General features: G+C 63.0%; 16 protein-coding genes and 1 pseudogene. 1 reads left to right on the top strand and 16 read right to left on the bottom strand.

All coding sequences use genetic code 11. The features are described from left to right. The first annotated feature begins 190 nt into the window (after window positions 1-190). A complete protein-coding gene (locus ACQRAG_RS11250; protein ID WP_168934746.1) occupies window positions 191-1,294 on the top strand; it encodes a hypothetical protein in 1,104 nt (367 codons plus the stop codon). Window positions 1,295-1,419: 125 nt separating this feature from the next. Here the strand turns inward: ACQRAG_RS11250 and lepA are convergent, their stop codons facing one another. The 16 genes and pseudogenes from lepA to ACQRAG_RS11330 all read right to left on the bottom strand — a co-directional run bounded on the left by lepA (window position 1,420) and on the right by ACQRAG_RS11330 (window position 16,376). Continuing rightward, window positions 1,420-3,225: a translation elongation factor 4 gene (gene lepA / locus ACQRAG_RS11255; protein ID WP_168934747.1), complete on the bottom strand. Its 1,806-nt coding sequence runs from the start codon at window positions 3,223-3,225 to the stop codon at window positions 1,420-1,422. A gap of 172 nt (window positions 3,226-3,397) precedes the next feature. After that, window positions 3,398-3,772 carry a Rid family detoxifying hydrolase gene (locus ACQRAG_RS11260; RefSeq protein WP_168934748.1) on the bottom strand — a complete coding sequence of 125 codons (375 nt, stop codon included), beginning with the start codon at window positions 3,770-3,772 and terminating at the stop codon, window positions 3,398-3,400. 4 nt (window positions 3,773-3,776) lie between these two features. Next, window positions 3,777-4,505 carry a hypothetical protein gene (locus tag ACQRAG_RS11265; RefSeq protein ID WP_427805328.1) on the bottom strand — a complete coding sequence of 243 codons (729 nt, stop codon included), beginning with the start codon at window positions 4,503-4,505 and terminating at the stop codon, window positions 3,777-3,779. Further along, a pseudogene (locus tag ACQRAG_RS11270) lies at window positions 4,430-5,107 on the bottom strand (MmgE/PrpD family protein); the annotation flags it as partial. The gene ACQRAG_RS11265 and the pseudogene ACQRAG_RS11270, both read right to left, overlap by 76 nt. Continuing rightward, window positions 5,088-6,533 (bottom strand): Na+/H+ antiporter NhaC family protein, encoded by a 1,446-nt coding sequence (locus ACQRAG_RS11275; RefSeq protein ID WP_204625511.1) that lies wholly within the window; start codon window positions 6,531-6,533, stop codon window positions 5,088-5,090. The pseudogene ACQRAG_RS11270 and the gene ACQRAG_RS11275, both read right to left, overlap by 20 nt. Window positions 6,534-6,577: 44 nt before the next feature. Then, complete coding sequence (locus ACQRAG_RS11280) at window positions 6,578-7,261, bottom strand: helix-turn-helix transcriptional regulator (protein ID WP_168934753.1); 684 nt, start codon at window positions 7,259-7,261, stop codon at window positions 6,578-6,580. Between the two features lie 156 nt (window positions 7,262-7,417). After that, window positions 7,418-7,819 carry a F0F1 ATP synthase subunit epsilon gene (locus ACQRAG_RS11285; protein WP_168934754.1) on the bottom strand — a complete coding sequence of 134 codons (402 nt, stop codon included), beginning with the start codon at window positions 7,817-7,819 and terminating at the stop codon, window positions 7,418-7,420. A 9-nt stretch (window positions 7,820-7,828) separates the two neighbouring features. Then, complete coding sequence (atpD, locus tag ACQRAG_RS11290; protein ID WP_168934755.1) at window positions 7,829-9,250, bottom strand: F0F1 ATP synthase subunit beta; 1,422 nt, start codon at window positions 9,248-9,250, stop codon at window positions 7,829-7,831. Window positions 9,251-9,262: 12 nt separating this feature from the next. Next, the gene (locus ACQRAG_RS11295; protein WP_168934756.1) at window positions 9,263-10,144 is read right to left on the bottom strand and encodes a F0F1 ATP synthase subunit gamma; all 882 of its coding nucleotides are present in this window, start codon (window positions 10,142-10,144) and stop codon (window positions 9,263-9,265) included. 17 nt (window positions 10,145-10,161) lie between these two features. Continuing rightward, on the bottom strand, window positions 10,162-11,670 hold the full coding sequence (gene atpA, locus ACQRAG_RS11300; RefSeq protein WP_006007267.1) for a F0F1 ATP synthase subunit alpha: 1,509 nt from the start codon (window positions 11,668-11,670) through the stop codon (window positions 10,162-10,164). Between the two features lie 3 nt (window positions 11,671-11,673). Next, on the bottom strand, window positions 11,674-12,225 hold the full coding sequence (gene atpH / locus ACQRAG_RS11305) for an ATP synthase F1 subunit delta (protein ID WP_006007270.1): 552 nt from the start codon (window positions 12,223-12,225) through the stop codon (window positions 11,674-11,676). Then, window positions 12,222-12,767, bottom strand: coding sequence for an ATP synthase F0 subunit B (locus ACQRAG_RS11310; RefSeq protein ID WP_168934757.1), 546 nt, complete (start codon window positions 12,765-12,767; stop codon window positions 12,222-12,224). Before ACQRAG_RS11310 ends, atpH begins: the two co-directional genes overlap by 4 nt. A gap of 148 nt (window positions 12,768-12,915) precedes the next feature. Continuing rightward, window positions 12,916-13,335 carry an ATP synthase F0 subunit B gene (locus tag ACQRAG_RS11315; protein WP_006007274.1) on the bottom strand — a complete coding sequence of 140 codons (420 nt, stop codon included), beginning with the start codon at window positions 13,333-13,335 and terminating at the stop codon, window positions 12,916-12,918. A gap of 303 nt (window positions 13,336-13,638) precedes the next feature. Then, complete coding sequence (locus ACQRAG_RS11320; RefSeq protein WP_168934758.1) at window positions 13,639-14,700, bottom strand: glycosyltransferase; 1,062 nt, start codon at window positions 14,698-14,700, stop codon at window positions 13,639-13,641. 68 nt (window positions 14,701-14,768) lie between these two features. After that, the gene (aroL, locus tag ACQRAG_RS11325; protein WP_297137668.1) at window positions 14,769-15,287 is read right to left on the bottom strand and encodes a shikimate kinase AroL; all 519 of its coding nucleotides are present in this window, start codon (window positions 15,285-15,287) and stop codon (window positions 14,769-14,771) included. Between the two features lie 9 nt (window positions 15,288-15,296). Beyond that, a complete protein-coding gene (locus tag ACQRAG_RS11330) occupies window positions 15,297-16,376 on the bottom strand; it encodes a M24 family metallopeptidase (RefSeq protein ID WP_303931712.1) in 1,080 nt (359 codons plus the stop codon). Between the last annotated feature and the right edge of the window lie 11 nt (window positions 16,377-16,387).

Below are 16,387 nucleotides of genomic sequence, written 5' to 3' on the forward strand. Positions count from 1 at the left end.
ACCTTGTTTTTTACTGCTATTGGCCGCGCAAGGCAAGCACGCCCCCATACTGGGGCCACTGTCTTCGCCAGGGAGGAAAAAGCCGTCAGGAACGATTCCTGTCATGCCTGTCATGCCTTGTCCTCTTTACATTTTCCCGAACTTGAAAGATGCTGTGCGCCACACACGATCCCCGGAAAGGAGACTCCACATGCTGCTCAAGCTGCAATGGCTTACAGATATTTTTGACTGGTTGCACCACAATTGGGAGCGGACCCACGTCCAGCGCAAGGTGGCGCTGGTCATCTTCTGGATCTACGTGGCGGCCCTGTGCTGCGTGGAGCTCAAACGCCAGGGCATGCTGCCGCCCGCACTGGCCCAGCTGACGCCCCACAGCCATTTCAGCGCCATCCAGCTGGCCTTCACCTTGATCCTGGGCCTGGAGGTCATGAGCCTGATCTTCATCATCTCCACATCCTTTTCACGGTCCGTGGGCAAGCAGTTCGAGATCCTGGCGCTGATCCTGCTGCGCAATGCCTTCAAGGAGCTGGCGCACCTGCCCGAGCCGGTGAGCATCGCCGGCAACCTCGATCCCGTCATCCATATCGCGGTCACGGCGCTGGGGGCCCTGGGCATCTTCGTGGCCCTGGGCATCTACGGGAAGCTGGCCTCCAGCTATGCCTACATCCAGAGCCCGGAGATGCGCATGCGTTTCGTCATCAGCAAAAAGCTGCTTTCGCTGACGCTGTTCGTCATCTTTTTGGGCATCGGCATCCGGGATGCCTGGATCCACATCCACACCGGCGAGGACATGCGCTTTTTCGAGACCATCTACACGGTGCTGATCTTCGCCGACATCGCGCTGGTCCTCATCTCGCAGCGCTACATGCCGTCCTTCCATGCGGTGTTCCGCAACTCCGGCTTCGTCATCGGCACGCTGATGATGCGTCTGGCCCTTTCGGCCACCCCGCCGTGGGACACGGCCGCCAGCCTGTTCGCGGCCGCCTACGTGCTGGCCCTGACCTGGGCCACCAGATACTTCCGGCCCGCGGCCCTGCGCGGCCCCCAGCTGCCTGCCTCGTCCCGCGAGACGGAGCACCTGCCCCCGTCCTACGGCAAGGTGCCGGAGCCCGCGGAACCGCGTGAGGGCGTGCTCTACGGCAAGCCGCACCTGGAAGCCTGGCGGCAGCGCCGCAAGACCCGGGAGGCGGCCCTGCCCGTGGCGCGGGAGGAATGCGTGTTCGGCGCCGCGGAGCGCCGCGCCCGGCGCACGATGCCCCGTCCTCCGGCCGGAAAGAAGAAGGCCGCCAGCTGACGGACCGGCCGGGAGGGATGGGCGCCGGACAGCGAGCGCTTCTCCGGCTCCGGTGCCGTCCTGTCGTGATGCATGAAAAAAGGCCACCCTGCGGGGTGGCCTTTTTACGTCCGTACAAAAGCGGTTTATTCGTCGCCCACCTTGAGGGCGGCCAGGAAGGCTTCCTGCGGCAGCTCCACGTTGCCCATGCGCTTCATGCGCTTTTTGCCTTCCTTCTGCTTTTCCAGCAGCTTGCGCTTACGGGTGATGTCACCGCCGTAGCACTTGGCGGTCACGTCCTTGCGGAAGGCGGACACGGTCTCGCGGGCGATGATCTTCTGGCCGATGGCCGCCTGGATGGCCACCTGGAAGAGCTGGCGCGGGATGGTGCGCTTGAGCTTGAGGGCCAGCGAACGGCCGTAGGTGTAGGCGCGGTCGCGGTGCACGATGACGGCCAGGGCGTCCACGGGCTCGCTGTTGAGCAGGATGTCCAGACGCACCAGGTCGGACTCGCGGTAGTCGATGGGCTGGTAGTCCATGCTGGCGTAGCCGCGCGTGCAGGACTTGAGCCGGTCGAAGAAGTCATAGACGATCTCGGCGAAGGGCAGCTCGTAGGTCACCACCACGCGGTTGGCGGCCAGGTAGTGCAGGTTCTTCTGGGTGCCGCGTTTGTCCTCGCAGAGCTTCATGACGTTGCCCACGTATTCGTTGGGCACGTGGATGTCCATGCTCACATAGGGCTCGTAAAGGGCCTTGATCTTGGTTGAGTCGGGCAGATGGGCCGGGTTGTCGATCTCCAGCGTCTTGCCGTCGGTGGTGTCCACCCGGTAGATGACCGAGGGCGCCGTGGCGATGAGATCCACCTCGAATTCGCGTTCCAGGCGTTCCTGGATGATCTCCATATGCAGCAGGCCCAGGAAGCCGCAGCGGAAGCCGAAGCCCAGGGCCTGGGAGGTCTCGGGCTCGAAGCTGAAGGCGGCGTCGTTGAGCTGGAGCTTTTCCAGCGCGGCCTTGAGGTTCTCGTAATCGTCGGATTCCGAGGGATAGAGGCCGCAGAACACCATGGGCTTCACTTCCTTGAAGCCGGGCACGGGCTCGGTGGCCGGATTGGCCGCCAGGGTGATGGTATCGCCCACGCGGGCATCGCCCAGGGACTTGATGCTGCCGCAAAGGAAGCCCACCTCACCGGCGTGCAGTTCCTTCACGTCCGTGGCCTCGGGCGAGAACACGCCCAGGCGCAGCACTTCATATTCCTTGCCGGTGCTCATGAGGCGCACCATGTCGCCCAGTTTCACCCGGCCGTCCACCACGCGGAAGAGCACCACCACGCCCTGGTAGCTGTCGTACCAGGAGTCGAAGATCAGGGCCTTGAGGGGGGCGTCCAGATCGCCGCCCGGCGCGGGCAGACGATTGACGATGGCTTCCAGCACGGCGTCCACGCCCAGACCGGTCTTGGCGGACACGGGCAGGGCGTCGGTGCAGTCCAGGCCGATGGCTTCCTCGATCTCTTCCTTGACGCGGTCCACCTCGGCGCTGGGCAGGTCGATCTTGTTCAGCACGGGCACGATCTCGTGGTCGTGGTCCAGGGCCAGATAGACGTTGGCCAGGGTCTGGGCCTCCACGCCCTGGGTGGCGTCCACCACCAGCAGCGCGCCTTCGCAGGCGGCCAGGGAGCGCGACACTTCGTAGTTGAAGTCCACGTGTCCGGGCGTGTCGATGAGGTTCAGCTCATATTCCTCTCCGTTGGCAGCCACATAAGGGATGCGCACGGTCTGCGCCTTGATGGTGATGCCGCGCTCGCGTTCCAGATCCATCTTGTCCAGGTACTGCTGGCGGGCCTCGCGCTGGCTGACGACCTTGGTCAGCTCAAGGATGCGGTCGGCAAGGGTGGACTTGCCGTGGTCGATATGGGCGATGATGCAGAAATTGCGAATATGATCCAGACTGGGCATGGTATATCCTGCATTGGGTTACGAAGATTGAAAAGTATCTTAATAAGCCAAAACAGGGCCAAAGTCCATGCTGCCCGCCCGTGCCCGCCCGGAGGGAGGGGAAAAGGAGCCTGTCCGGGAAACGGAGTTGTGCGGAACCGTTCCCGGACAGGCCGGTCTCATGCCGGCGGGGTCACCGCCTGCATGCGATACCGCGGATCTCGACCTCTGCTCCCGGGCAGAGTCCCCGGACCTCGACGAACAGCCGTGCCGGCTTGTAGGCGGGGAAGTAGGTGGAATAGATGGCGTTGAAGTCCTCAAAGTTGCGCATGTCCGTCACGAAGACATCGACCTGGGCCATGTTGTCGAGCGTCATGCCGGCCGCGGCAAGCACGGCTTTCAGGTTTTCGAGAGCCTGGATGGTCTGGGCCTTGAAGCCGGTGACGATCTGCCCGCTGGCGGGGTCCTGGCCGATCTGGCCGCTCAGATAGACGGTGCTGCCGGTATCCACGGCCTGCGAATAGGGACCGATGGCCGCCGGGGCCCCTGTGCTCTGGATCATGTCCATATGGTTACTCCTCGATATGACGGGCAAGGGTGCGCGGCCAGATGTCCAGCGTATTGTCCAGGTCTTCCGCATGCCAGATGGCCTCCCGCATGCGGGCGCATTCCTGCTCACCGAAGACGGGGGCGGTCAGGCGGGTGAACTTGTCCAGCAGCTCTTCATCGGAGGGGCTGTCGGCGGGTTCCCACTGGGGCTCCAGTTCCCCGGACCGCAGCTCCCTGCCGTCCGTGGTGGTGATGCAGACTTCGGAGAACGTCCGGGCCGGGAAGCGCTCTTCGAAGCGCTCTTCCACCACCACTTCGATCATGTCGGCAAGCTCCAGGACATCCTTGTCGAAGATGCGCGGCGGCAGGACCTGGGCCCCGCTGATCTGGCCGTCCAGCAGGGCGACAGCGATGGGATAGGTGATGTTGTACTGGGCCGCGTCCGTATGCGTGGGGTGTTCGCGGCTGAGCGAGGCCGCCTTGGAGAAGGTGTGGATGACAAGACGGCGGATGTCGCTGACGGCAAGGTGGTTTTCCCTGACGATCTTGAGGGCGCCTGCGATGGAGGCCTGGGCCAGCGGCAGCAGCAGTAGGGCTTGAAGTACAGGTCCGCCATGCGCCAGCGGCTTCCCAGCTCTTCGGCCAGCGCGGCGTCGAAATCCAGCAGGGGGGAGGTGAACCCGGCCTGTGCCAGCAGGATGGACATCATGGCCGTATGGGCCCCCCAGCCGACGCCGTCCTTGGCCATGCAGGGGGTGGCCACACCGCGGGCGATGAAGCCTACCGGGCCGTGGTAATCGGCGCAGTTCAGCGCCTGGAGCAGGACGTCTTCCTTCAGGCCGAGGATGCGGCCGGCGGCGGCCACGGCGCCGATGGCGCCCCAGAGGCCGGAAGTGTAGACGCGGGCATGATCCCGGTTCCAGTACATGCCGGAGCGCATCCCCACCTCGTAGCCGACGGCCACGGCAGCCAGCATATCCGTGCCCGAGGGAGGCGTTTCCGCCATCTCGGCGGCAGCCAGCATCACCGGCGTCAGGGCCGCACCGGGGCGTCCCTGGGCGGGCCGGTAGCCGTGCTCCACATCAAGGGCATTGGAGGCGAAACCGTTGGCCATGCTGGCCCCCAGGGGGGAGACCTTCTTGCCGCTGGCGATCAGGGTGCATTCCCCGCCCTGGAAAAAACGTTCGGCCGTGCGGGCGGTCAGGCGGGCCAGCGGCGTGACCGCACCGGCGGACAGGGCGCCCATGCTGTCCAGCAGGCAGCGCTTTGCCTGATGGCGGATCGGTTCGGGAAGATCGGCATAGCTCTGCCTGAGGATGAAATCCGTAAGGAGGTTAGCGGGAGACGGCATCATTTTGCTCCTTGGAAGAAAGACCTTGGGTCGGTATCCGCTTCTGCCATCCCGTGATGGCGGAAAGGAAAAGGACGAGCAGCAGGGCCCAGGCGTAGGGCATGAGGAGCGCGGAGGTGATGGGCGGGCTGACAAGGCCGTATTCGGCGGCGGCGTGGCTGACCGTATTGAACCAGAGCGCACAGACGATATGCCAGGGCAGCATATAGAAGATCGTACAGGCCGAGCAGCACAGCAGGTCGGCGGCGCGTTCGGGAGCTATGCCGAAGCGCTGGGAGAGGGGCTTGACGAAGGTCGTACCCAGCAGGACTTCCGCAGGGACGTTGGCGGAAATGGGGATGGTGATCAGCACCGTGGAGGCGATGATCGTGATCTCGGCCTGACGGGCCGTCTTGATGAAGGTCTTCTGCACCCAGTTGACGATATCTTCCATGATGCCGCTTTCCATGACGAGCTGGATCACGCCAAGGATGAAGAGGATGAAGATGATGACCCCCGTGACGCCGCTCACGCCGTTCTCGAGCAGGCCGCTGCTCATGCCGCCGGTGGTGACGGGATGGAGCAGATCCGACAGGCTGAGGCGGCCTATGGCAAGGCCGATGACGATGGCCGCGGCAATGCCCCAGGTGAGGGATTCGATGATATGGCGCCCAAGGAGCGAGGCCACGATGACGATCCCGAAGGCAAGCAGGAGCAGCAGGCAGGTGGGCGACATGGAGGCCGCGAACTGGGGCGGCGTGGAGACCGTGCCGCCACCGCCGAAGCAGGCAAAGACGATGGCGGAGATGGCGGCGGCCGTGAAGACCAGGGGCGCGCGGGTCCGGGTGATCTTCTGGATGTCAGCGTCCTGGGTGAAGGCGACGGTGATGTTGGAAGAGGAGATGGGGGAATAGCTGTCCCCCAGGGCGCCGCCGGAGAGGATGGCCACGGCCAGGAAGGCGGGGTCCGCCCCAAGGAAGACACCGGCCGGGAACATGACGGGCGTCAGCGCCAGGATGGTGCCGTTGGCGGTGCCGGTACCCAGTGAGAACAGCATGGCCGCCAGGAAGGTGATGACGGTGAACACACTGCCCTGGGCCCCTACGTTGAGCCCGAACCAGAGCAGCCCCTCGATGATGCCGCCGGCCTGCATGATCTGGCCGAAGACACTGGCAAAGATCCAGGAGGCACACAGCACGCCGACGCTCTTGTTGTTGAACCCGCGCAGGACGGTCGCGCAGTATTCCTTGGGCGTCTTGGAGAGGAAAAGGCCGATGCAGATGGCGGCAAAGCCGATGCTCCAGAAGTTCTTTGGCGTGGCCGGCCCGTGCAGGGACAACCATAAGAGGCCGCAGATAAGCAGGAGCAGGGGGATGGCTGCCCCCCACTTTCCCCCCCACATCTTGAGGGCAGCGTTGTATTCGCTCTCGGGGCGGTTCGGGACTGACATGAAGTACCTCCAGTAAATGTTTACGTGGAGCAGTCCTCCACGTGTTATGAAGGCAATTCCGGATCTTGCGGGCCGTTGGCCGGGCCCTGGCGGCACGCCTTGCGATAGCTGTAGAGCGTATATTTGGAGATGCCCATGATGGAGGCGATATGTTCGACCATGCCCTTGAAGCGGAAGGCTCCGTGCTGGTCGAACTGGGCTATCAGGGCGATGCGTTCTTCCCTGTCCAGCTCTGTGGGGAGCTTGCCGAATTGCTGCAGTACCTTGCGGACGATGGCTTCCATGGTCTCTTCCGAGGTGGCGGCAAAGGTCTCCTGGGTACCGTCATTGCGGCTGTCTCCGGCGGGGGCCGTGCGTATCTGGTCTTCCAGGGCGGCGATGGCGGCCATCTGGCGGGAGATGTTCTGGTTGATGCACATGGCGAAGACAGGCACGCCCTTGTCGTCCTTGATGTAGACCAGTGATCCGCGCAGGGGTTCGCCATGGCGGCCCTGGGCGCGGTAGGGGCGCACGTCCGGCGCATCGGCGCCATAGCGGCTCAGGTGGTTGATGAGGAAATCGGTTGCCGGAGCTCCGGGGGCTCTTTTGGTCACTTCGCCGGCGATATGGACCAGGGAGGATTCGAGACGGCTGAGGTCGTGGATGGCGATCTCGTAGTCACGCCCCCAAAAAGCGACCAGCCCGTCGGCGATCCTGCACAAATTTTCCAGAAGAGTTTTCTTGTCCATGTGGAACTCCATGAGGTGAATATACGGGGTGGCTCTCGATTTGTAAACTATTTTTTGTACAACAAAAAATTTTTTGTATAAAAATTTTCGGGTATGAAAAAGCCGCATTGCGGTTTCCCGCAATGCGGCTTGTTTTAATCAGGAGACTGATTGCCGCTAGCGCAACTGGGCCACATGCAGGCGCTCGACGGCGCGCTGCAGAGCGGCTTCCGCTCTGGCATGGTCCACATCATCGGCCTGGCTGGCCATGCGCTTTTCGGCGCGCTCCTTGGCGGCCTGGGCGCGGGCGGTGTCGATGTCTTCGGCCAGTTCGGCCGATTCCGCCAGCACGGTCAGGACCTTGTTGTTCACATCGGCAAAGCCGCCGGAGATGAACACGTTGTGCTGCTTGCCGCCTTCAGTATAGCGCAGATTGCCAATCTTGAGGGCAGAGAGCAGGGAGACGTGATGCGGCAGCACGCCAAACTCACCCATGACGCCGGGGCACACGGCCATATCCACCTGAGCGCTGACAACGGTCTTGTCAGGTGTCACCACTTCCAGTTGCAGCATGCTCATGGGCGCTCCTTACTTAGCTTCCTGCTGGATGCGGGCTTCGTACTTGGCCACGGCCTGGTCGATGCTGCCCAGCATGTAGAAGTCGGATTCGGCAAGGTGGTCGTACTGGCCTTCCAGGATGCCCTTGAAGCCCTTGATGGTGTCTTCCAGCTTCACATACTGGCCGGGGGTACCGGTGAAGGTTTCGGCCACGTGGAAGGGCTGGGACAGGAAGCGCTGGATACGACGCGCACGGGCAACGGTGAGCTTGTCTTCGTCAGACAGTTCGTCCATACCCAGAATGGCGATGATATCCTGCAGTTCCTTGTACTTCTGCAGCACCATCTGCACCTGACGGGCCACGCTGTAGTGCTCTTCGCCCACGACGTTGGGGTCGAGGATGCGGGAGGTGGAGTCCAGCGGGTCCACGGCGGGGTAGATACCCAGTTCGGCGATCTGACGGGAAAGCACGAGCGTACCGTCCAGATGCGAGAACGTGGTAGCCGGGGCGGGGTCGGTCAAGTCGTCAGCGGGCACGTAAACGGCCTGCACGGAGGTGATCGAACCCTTGTTGGTGGAGGTGATGCGTTCCTGCAGGGCACCCAGGTCAGTACCCAGGGTGGGCTGGTAACCCACGGCCGAGGGCATGCGGCCCAGCAGAGCGGACACTTCCGAACCGGCCTGCGTGAAGCGGAAGATGTTGTCGATGAAGAGCAACACGTCCTGGTTTTCTTCGTCGCGGAAGTATTCGGCGCAGGCAAGGGCGGTCAGGGCCACGCGGGCACGGGCTCCCGGAGGCTCGTTCATCTGGCCGTAAACCAGCGTGGCGCGCTCCAGAACACCGGCTTCTTTCAGTTCGTTATACAGGTCATTGCCTTCACGGGTACGTTCACCCACGCCGGCGAACACCGAAGAGCCGCCGTGCTGCTTGGCAATGTTGTTGATCATTTCCATCAGGATAACGGTCTTGCCCACGCCGGCGCCGCCGAACAGACCCATCTTGCCGCCCTTGGGGAAGGGCACGAGCAGGTCCACGACCTTGATGCCGGTTTCAAGCAGTTCCACCTTGGTGTTCTGCTCGGTGAACTCGGGGGCGGGACGGTGGATGGGGTAGTACTTCTCAGCGTTGACCGGACCCATTTCGTCCACGGGACGGCCGATAACGTTGAGGATACGTCCCACAGCCGCCTTGCCCACGGGCACCATGATGGGGTTGCCCGTATCCACAACTTCCATGCCGCGCACCAGACCTTCGGTGGCGTCCATGGCGATGGTACGCACCACGTTGTCACCGAGGTGCTGGGCCACTTCACAGACGAGGTCAGGCGCGTCGCTGTTGTTGGGGTTTTTGATTTCCAGGGCGGTCAGGATATCAGGCAGGTGTCCGTCGCTGAACTCAACGTCCACGACGGCGCCGATAACCTGGACGATTTTACCAATGTTTTTGCTCATGCTTGGCTCCTGTTACCCGTTCAGCGCTTCTGCGCCGCCGACGATGTCGATGAGTTCGCTGGTGATGGAAGCCTGCCGTGTCTTGTTGTAGAGCAGGGTCAACGTATTGATCATCTCGTTACAGTTACGCGTCGCGTTGTCCATAGCGGCCATGCGCGCAGCGTGTTCACTGGCAGACGTATCCAGCATTCCCCGGTAGACCTGAACCTTGATGTAGCGGGGGAGCAGCTCGGCCAGAAGGGCTTCTTCCTGCGGTTCGTAAACGTACTCGCAGTGGGCTTCTTCCTGACCTTCTTCCGCTTCCGCCTCAGGGGCAGCCAGGGGCAGCAGGCTCAGTGTGCGCGGGGGCTGATGCCCCATGGACACAAACTCGCCGTACACCATCCAGACTTCATCAAAAGCAAAGGTTTCGTAGCCGTGAATGACTTCCTGCGCGATGGAGCTGGCCAGCGAAAAGTCCAGGCTGCCCATACGGTCACCGTAAGCGACCGAGATGTCGTAGCCGGCCTTGCGCACAGCGTCGCGTCCTTTGCGGCCCATGCAGGCGAAGGTGACCTTCATACCGGCATTGGTTTTTTCAGCAGCGAGCTTCAGGGCCGTGGTGATGATGTTGCCGTTGAAGCTGCCGCACAGACCACGATCGGACGTGACCAGCACGATGGCGCAGTTTTTCTTTTCCTCATGCTCGGCCAGCAGCGGATGGGCAGTGCCCTCCACCTTGCGGGCAAGCTCGGCCAGGACCTGGCGATACTTGCCGGCATACGGCCGGAAGCGTTCGATGCGGGCCTGCGCGCCGCGCAGTTTCGCCGAGGCCACCATGTTCATGGCCTTGGTGATCTGCTTGGTCTTGCCGACCCCCACGATTTTCATTTTTACGTCTTTGAGTGAAGGCATATGGGTATCCCCCGGCGTTAAGCCTGGTAGCCCTGCTTAAAGGCGGTAATCGCCTCGTTCAGCGCCTTTTCCACAGCTTCATCAATGACTTTCTTATCCTTGATGGCGTCCAGCACGTCCTTGCGGGTATCGCGCATGAAGGCCAGCATTTCACTTTCAAAGCGACGGATCTGATCCACCGGCACGTCGTCCATGTAGCCGCGGGTAGCGGCGTAGATGGAAGCCACCTGTTCCTGGGCGGGCATGGGCTGGTACTGGGGCTGCTTCAGCAGTTCCACCAGACGGGCGCCGCGTTCCAGTTTGGCCTTGGTGGCCTTGTCCAGGTCGGAACCGAACTGGGCGAAAGCGGCCAGTTCGCGGTACTGGGCCAGGTCCAGACGCATGGTACCGGCAACCTGCTTCATGGCCTTGATCTGAGCGGCGCCACCCACGCGGGACACGGACAGACCCACGTTAATGGCCGGACGCACACCGGCGTTGAACAGGTTGGGTTCCAGGTACACCTGACCGTCGGTGATGGAGATCACGTTGGTCGGGATGTAGGCGGACACGTCACCGGCCTGCGTTTCGATGATGGGCAGGGCGGTCAGGGAGCCGGCACCGAGCTTGTCGCTCACCTTGGCAGCGCGTTCCAGCAGGCGGGAGTGCAGGTAGAACACGTCGCCGGGGAAAGCTTCACGTCCGGGAGGACGACGGAGCAGCAGGGACATCTGGCGATAACCCACAGCCTGTTTGGAGAGGTCATCGTAGATGATCAGGGCATGCTTGCCGTTGTCGCGGTAGTACTCGGCCATGGTGCAACCGGTGTAAGCCGCGATGTACTGCAAGGGAGCCGGGTCGGAAGCGGTGGCCGAGATGATGGTGGTGTATTCCATGGCACCGTGCTTGCGCAGGGTGTCGGCCACCAGGGCGACAGACGCTTTCTTCTGGCCGATGGCCACGTAGAAGCAGTGAATGTCGGTTTCTTTCTGGGCCAGGATGGCGTCGATGCAGACGGCGGTCTTACCGGTCTGACGGTCGCCAATGATCAGTTCACGCTGGCCGCGGCCGATAGGAGTCATGGCGTCGATGGCCTTCAGACCCGTGGGCATGGGCTCATGCACGCTCTTACGCGCGATGATACCAGGGGCCTTGATTTCCACCGGGCGGACTTCTTCGGCTTCGACCGGGCCGAGGCCGTCGATGGGCTGGCCAAGGGGGTTGAGCACGCGGCCCATAACCTTGTCGCCCACGGGCACGGAGAAGATCTTGCCGGTACGCTTGACAGGATCGCCCTCCTTGATGCCCACATCGGAGCCGAGCAGCGCGACACCCACGTTGTCTTCTTCGAGGTTGAGCACCATACCCATGACGCCGCCGGGGAATTCCAGCAGTTCCATGGCCATGGCATTCTGAACCCCGTAGACGCGGGCGATACCGTCACCGACATACAACACGGTGCCGGTTTCGCTCATTTCTACGCGCTGCTCGTAGTTTTTGATTTGATCTTCAATGATCTTGCTTATCTCTTCAGCTTTGATCTGCATGTGCTATTCACCCCTCTTGAATGTCTCCCGAAGGATCGCCAACTGCGCGCGCAGACTTGCGTCCAGCACTCGATCACCAACCTTGAGCACCACGCCCCCAAGGATGGAAGCATCCACATCAAAGGCAAGCTCAATGCTCGCCCCCGCCTTCTTTTCAAGCTCGGCCTTGAGTTCGGCCCGCTTGTTATCCGTAAGCTCCACGGCGGTAGTGAGCGTACCACGGATAATTCCTTTGGCGTCGTCAAGCAACTTGCCATACCAGCCGACAATCTCGCCGAGATAAGCCAGACGCTCTTTGTCGGCCAACAGCAGGCAGAAGTTGCTGACGGTTTTGTCCGCCTTGATTTTCTTAAGCAGCTTGCCCATCACAGCCTTTTTTTCATCGATGCTGATGACCGGGCTTTTCAGCGCGGCGTCCAGCTTCGGCGAGGCGGCAAGCATGTCTCCCAGCGCGGCGAGATCGCTCCCGTAACGCGAGAGGGCCTCATCCCCTTGTTGTTTGCCCAGCGCAAATATGGCGCCGGCATATCTGCGAGCAACTATCGCGTCCGTCAATGGAGCACCACCTTGTTGAGGGAGTTGGTAATGAGCTTTTCATGCTCGGCGGCGGTCAGCTTTTCAGCCAGGACCTTTTCCGCTGCGTCCACAATCTCATCGGCAATGGCGGCGCGCACTTCGGCCAGCATGGCGCGGCCTTCGTTCTCGGCAGTGCGACGAGCCTGTTGCACAATCTGTTCGGCCTGACGCTTGGCTTCTTCGACGACGGCCTGCTTCACGCTTTCGGCCTGAGCGAGGCTTTCATCGAGGATGGCCTTGCGTTCGGACTCAAGGTTGCTGATGCGCTTTTCCACTTCATCCAGGCGCTTCTGGGCTTCAGCGCGGCGGGCTTCCAGATCCTGGAGGTCCTGGCTGATGCGGGCGCGGCGGCCGGAGAAGAACTTGCGGGCCAGACCGCCCACGAAGTACCACAGGATACCGGCGAAGATGATGAAGTTGAGCACACGCCAGCCAAAGTCGCCCCAGCGCGGCGCGTCATGCCCTTCAGAGGCCTGCGCCCCCACGGCGAAAAGCAGCGTAAGCGCAAGGACAGGCACCATAACTCGCGTCAAGCCCAGCCCAGCGTGTTTCCATTTGCTCAAAGCCCACCCCCTTGATTGGGTTTCTCTTGATTCTTTACCCTCGCGGTCCGAAGACCGCCCGAAAAACCACCGAGCTCGCGCGTGGCACAGTGGCAGAAACGGCGTACTAGCCACGCAGCACACGCTCGGCCAGCTGGCCGGAGAGCGTGGCGACCTGACCGCGCAGTTCCTTCAGGGAAGCATCGGCTTCGGCCTGCAGGTTGCGACGGGTCTCGGCAATGATTTCCTGGGCGCGCTTCTGGGCTTCAGCCACCAGGCTGGCCTGTTCGGCGGCGCCGGCTTCGCGGGCCTTTTCGCGGTTCTGGCCTGCATCCTGACGGGCGCGGGTCAGCTGGTTGTCATAGTCGGAAAGGCGCTGTTCGGCCTGGTATTCGTAGGATTCGGATTCGCCGGACATATCGTCCATGACGGCTTTGCGTTTGCGGATGATTTCGCGGATGGGGCGAATCAGAAGGAGGTTCAGCACGTACAGTGCAATGAAGAAGTTCACCAACTGGAAAACCAAGGTGATATTAAGGTCCAACATTACCGTATCCTCCCTCTGGACGGTGTGATGTTCAAAGCTTTTATAAAATACCCTCAACAAGGGGTTATGTCAAAGGGTATTGGTGACAAAATTCGCAAAGTCTTCGCATCTGCACAAACAATTTTATGATATTTTTCATATGTTTTCGTAAAAATCAAGTAATTTTAAGCCATTATCTCAACAAATAAAAAGCGGGATCTCTTGGGAAAAATGCGCGGCCGCAAGGGCGAAAGAAGGCAGAGCGCGGCAGGAGCCGTCAATTTTTGGACAGCGGCTCACGCTTCGCGGACTATCCGGGACCTCTCAGACCAGCAGCCACTGCTCCGCATCATAGCCGGCGGCAGCCAGCCAGCGGGCGGCATCCTCGTCGGCGCCGTGGGCGGTGAGGGCGTTGAGCAGGAAACAGCGTCCCGGCCCGGGCAGTCCGTCCCGGCCGATGACCGGCACGCCGTGCACCTTCTGCCCGATCTTTTTGGGATCGATGTCCACGAAAGCGGCCACCTGCACGCCTTTTTCCCACAGGGGGGCCAGACGGCGGCGCGCCACCTTGCCCGCGCCCAGCAGGTAGACCCGCGGATGCCAGGGGTTGTGGCGTTCCAGCCAGCGGGCCAGCCAGAGGGCGCGCAACTGGTTGTTGGCGGCCTCGCAATAGCGGCTGTCGCTGCGGGTAGCCCGGCGCGGCGGATCGTTCCAGACCAGCAGCTCCTGCGGCAGCTTGGCCATGCGCACTCCGGCGTGCAGCCAGCGCAGCCACAACTCCCAGTCCTCGGCAAAAAAACCGTCGGCATAGCCGCCGTGCAGCCGGGGCAGCTCGCGCCGGAACATGACCGAAGGATGGCTGACGGGCGTATCGCGAAAACGGTTGCGGCTGATGGCCTCATGATCCAGCAGGCCGTTCTGCCAGTCCACGAAATGGGCAAAGCCGCGCGCGGTCTCGCGGTCGCCGCCAAAATGTACCCGCGTGGCCAGCAGGCCCGTTTCGGGATGTTCCGCCATCCAGGCGGCCTGCAGGGCCAGGCGTTGCGGGTGGCAGACATCATCGGCGTCCATGCGGGCGATGAGCGCGCCCCGGGCGGACTCCAGACCGGCGTTGAGCGCGCCGGGCAGGCCCTCGTGCGGACGATGCAGGACGCGCAGGCAGGGATATTCCGCCGCCAGGGCATCCAGCAGGGCCGCCGTGCCGTCGGTGGAACCGTCATCGACGGCCAGCACCTCGAAGCCCGGTACGGGGGCGTCCGGCGCGGCTTCCTGCCGGGCCAGGGAACGGATGGCCACGCGCAGGGGCTCTTCCCCCTCTGCGGTCAGGGGCAGGGAAGCGCCGTTCCAGACCGGCAGCAGGACGGTCACCAGCGGGCTAGCAGACATGTCTCCTCCCAAAAAACGCACGGGGAGCGCATCAGGCCGCTATGGGCGTGACGCGCTCCCCGTGATGATCAATGACGCAGCAGGGTCCGCACTGCCAGGCACAGTTCCGTGATGCTCTGGCGGGCGTCCAGTTCGTGGTGGGCGGCGTCCCGGTACAGGGGCAGGCGGGCTTCCAGCACCTCGCGCACTTCATCGTCCAGGCTCTTGCCGGTGAGGCTGGGGCGCTGGGCCTCCAGCGGATTGCGCCGCAGGCGGGCGGCCAGCACCTCCACGGGGGCGGACAAAAAAAAGACCCGGCCATGCTCGCGCATATAGCGCCGGTTGGCCTCCGCCAGCACCATGCCGCCGCCGGTGGCCACCACGCCACGGCCCGCCAGCTCCTCACTGGCCAGGCGCAGGGATTCGCTCTCGCGGCTGCGGAAGCCTTCCCAGCCCCAGCGGTCCACCATGGTCGCCACGTCCATGCCCAGACGCTCGCAGAGGTGGTGGTCCGTATCGCAGTAAGGCACGTCCAGCACTTCGGACAGGGCCTTGCCCAGCGTGGTCTTGCCGCAGGCCCGCGGGCCCACAAGGTAGATCAGGGACATGGTGCCTCCCTAGAGGATGCGGTTGCCGTCGGCCGTGATGAGCACCGTGTATTCCCAGCGGATGCCGCCCCATTGCGGATAGTAGAGGCCGGGCTCCACCGTGACCACCATGCCTTCCTGCAGGACCTTGTCGCCGCGACGGCCCAAGCTGGGGGCCTCGTGCGTCTCCAGCCCCACGCCGTGGCCCAGGCCGTGGGTGAACCAGGCCTCCACGCCCGCCTTCTCGAACACGCCCCGCGCCAGCGTATAGGCCTCGTGCAGGGGCAGGCCCGGCCGCATCTTGTCCAGGGCGGCCTGCTGGGCGTCACGCACCAGCTTCATGGTCTCGCGGAACTCCTTGTGCGGCGCGTCGCCCACCCAGAAGGTGCGCGTCTGGTCGGAGCAATAGCCGTCCACGCGGCAGCCCACGTCCACCAGCACCAGGCCGTTGTCCGGCAGCTTTTTCTCGCCGGGGATGGCGTGGGGCAGGGCCGCGTTCTGGTCCACGGCCACGATGGACGGGAAGGCCAGTTCCGAAGCCCCGTTGTCGCGGAAATATTTTTCGATGGCCCAGGCCAGCTCGGCTTCGCTGCGGCCCGGTTGCAGCTGGCTTTCCTCCAGCCAGCGCAGCATGGCGTGGTTGAGGGCGAAGGAACGCTCCAGGGCTTTGATCTCGTCCGCATCCTTGATGACGCGCAGCTCTTCCACCAGGCCGTCGGCGGCCTGCAGATGCGCGCCGCGTCCCACGGCACGGCCCAGCGAGCGGGCGAAATTGAGGCTCACGATCTCCGCCTCCAGGCCCAGGCGGCTGCCGCAGCGCCGCATGAGATGGCCGATCTCCGTGGCCGCATCCGGGCCGTAGATGAGGATGCGGTCCTCGTCCCAGAGACGGGCCGCCGCATCCTTGTAGCGGGCGTCCGTGCAGAGCCAGTCCCGCCCGTCCGCGCAGATGACCAGGCGTCCCGCGCTCTCGTTGAGCTGCACGTCATGCAGCTCGAAGCCGGAAAGATAAAAACGGTTGGCAGCGTGGCTCACCAGCAGGGCATCCAGACCGCGGGCGCGCATCAGTTGGCGCAGGCGGTCGCGTCGGGCAGCATAGGGCGTGTTCATGCGAGGTTCCT

Source organism: Desulfovibrio sp. SGI.230 (assembly GCF_050313065.1).
Classification (GTDB): domain Bacteria; phylum Desulfobacterota; class Desulfovibrionia; order Desulfovibrionales; family Desulfovibrionaceae; genus Desulfovibrio.